Origin of the sequence: Chryseobacterium sp. RR2-3-20 (assembly GCF_017808115.1) — a bacterium.
Lineage (GTDB): Bacteria > Bacteroidota > Bacteroidia > Flavobacteriales > Weeksellaceae > Chryseobacterium > Chryseobacterium oryzae.
Genome location: NZ_JADQBD010000136.1, coordinates 1 through 2,201 on the forward strand (window position 1 = coordinate 1; position 2,201 = coordinate 2,201).

The following is a 2,201-nucleotide window of genomic DNA, read 5'->3' on the forward strand; positions in this document are numbered from 1 at the left end:
CAACTCTATATCAGACAGTTTTGGTTTTATTGGTTTAAAATAAAAATTTTCAGTTTCGGAAATGTCTCTTAAATTATTTAAAATTAAATTGTAACTTGCCTCAAGGTTGCTCATAATTGTATTTGATTGGTAGTCAATACAATATACTAATTTTTAGTCACTTGAGCAACTTTTTTTATAATGCACTACGGGTAATAAAAATAAAATAACCAAAAATTATATAATTTAATTATTACTTAAATATTTTTTTTAAATTTTTGTTTCATTTTTATTAACCCCCCCAACTTCTCAATTCATGATATATTCAAGTAATTTGTAGTAATGAAATATTCGTTAAAAACATTATCCAACTCCATTTCTGTCATTTAGAATATGACAAATTGACCTTTAATTTTATTTTAAAGTCTGTTAATCGTAACAATAAATTACCATATAAATTTTAAAATGCTCTTAATCTCGTTAAATTTTAGTTAAAATTGAAACAGTTAAGAATAATTAAATACCTATTTAGCATTAAATTTGTTTAAGAATAAAAAATAAAACAACTAGAAGACAATGAAGAGTACATTTAAAAAACTATTACCATTTGCTGTCGTTGGCGTAATCTCAGGAGCAACTACAGTCGGCGTACAACAATACATTGGTCACGATTCAACTATTTCTGACCAATCATACTTCACAAAATCTACCAATGCTTCCTTCGTGGGAATGAACACAGCCGGAGTAGGCGACGATTTCGTGAAAGCAGCAAAAACCACTGTTCCTGCAGTAGTAACTATTAAAAATTATCAGACGAGAGCTTCGAGCAGGGCTTCCGAACAGGATATTTTCGATTTTTTCTTTGGAGATCCTTTTGGTGGCGGAAGAAACCAAAGACAGAGACCTCAGCAACAAGCACCGGAAAATATGCCATCTGGTCTAGGTTCGGGAGTAATTATCTCTCCTGATGGTTATATTATTTCGAACAACCACGTTGTTGCGGGAGCCAATAAACTTGAAGTCGTTTTAAGCAATAAAAAATCTTACATTGCTACTTTGGTGGGTACAGATCCAAATACAGACATTTCTTTATTAAAGATTGAGGAAAAAGGACTTCCTTACCTCAACTTTGCCAATTCAGACAATGTTGAAGTTGGGCAATGGGTATTAGCAGTTGGGAATCCACTTGGTTTGAATTCTACCGTAACTGCCGGAATTATTTCTGCAAAAGGACGAGGAATAGGAATCTTAAGCGGACAAGGCAAAGCAACAAACCCTATTGAAAGTTTTATACAGACCGATGCAGCCATTAACCCAGGAAACTCCGGCGGAGCTTTAGTTAACGTAAATGGTGATTTAATCGGAATTAATTCTGCAATATCCTCTACAAATGGCTATTATCAAGGGTACGGATTTGCGGTTCCGGCTAATCTGGCAAGAAAAATTATCGAAGACATTAAGAAATTCGGAATTGTACAAAGAGGTTTCTTAGGAGTTTCTTCTATGGATTTATCTAACGACCAGTTGGTTGCTGCATACAACCGAGAAAATAAAACCAATATAAAATCCGGTTCTGGAGTATATGTAACTGGCTTCTCTGAAAATAGCGGTGCACAAGATGCAGGACTTAAAAAAGGAGATGTAATTACCAAAGTAGATGGTTCAGACATTACTGATTTTGCAGATTTATCGGTTGCCATCGGAAGTAAAAGACCTGGAGATAAAGTACAGGTAACATTTACCAGAAATGGAAAAGACAATATTGCCACTGTTACACTAAGAGATCAGAAAGGAGGAACTTCTACTAGAACAAAAGCAGATTTGAGCGTTAGCGAAAAAATTGGTGCCGAATTTGAACCTCTTAACGACAAATTTAAAACAGAATATGGTCTTAATAGTGGTGTCGTTTCTAAAAACGTTACAGAAGGAAGCGAGATGGCAAAAATTGGTATTGTAGATGATTATATCATCATAGAAATCAACGGAAAGCCTGTAAATTCTCAGAAAGATGTTGAAAAAATCCTTGATGGTTACAAAGGAAACGTTCAGGTAAAATTTGTAGACAACTACGGAAGAATTTACACTAAAGGTTTTAAAATGCCTTAAAAACATTCATTTTACAATTATGGTTTATTAGTCAAAAATAGTTGGTAAAATTCTTTGTACTACTGATTGTTACTGATGATATAGAAAGTTTATTGAACTTTGTTTCAATAAACTTT

General features: G+C 33.3%; 1 protein-coding gene. It reads left to right on the forward strand.

Going from position 1 to position 2,201, the window contains the following annotated elements:
* Positions 1-555 precede the first annotated feature (555 nt).
* Positions 556-2,085, forward strand: a complete 1,530-nt coding sequence (locus IV513_RS15310; RefSeq protein ID WP_209391422.1) for a trypsin-like peptidase domain-containing protein — start codon at positions 556-558, stop codon at positions 2,083-2,085.
* Positions 2,086-2,201: the final 116 nt, after the last annotated feature.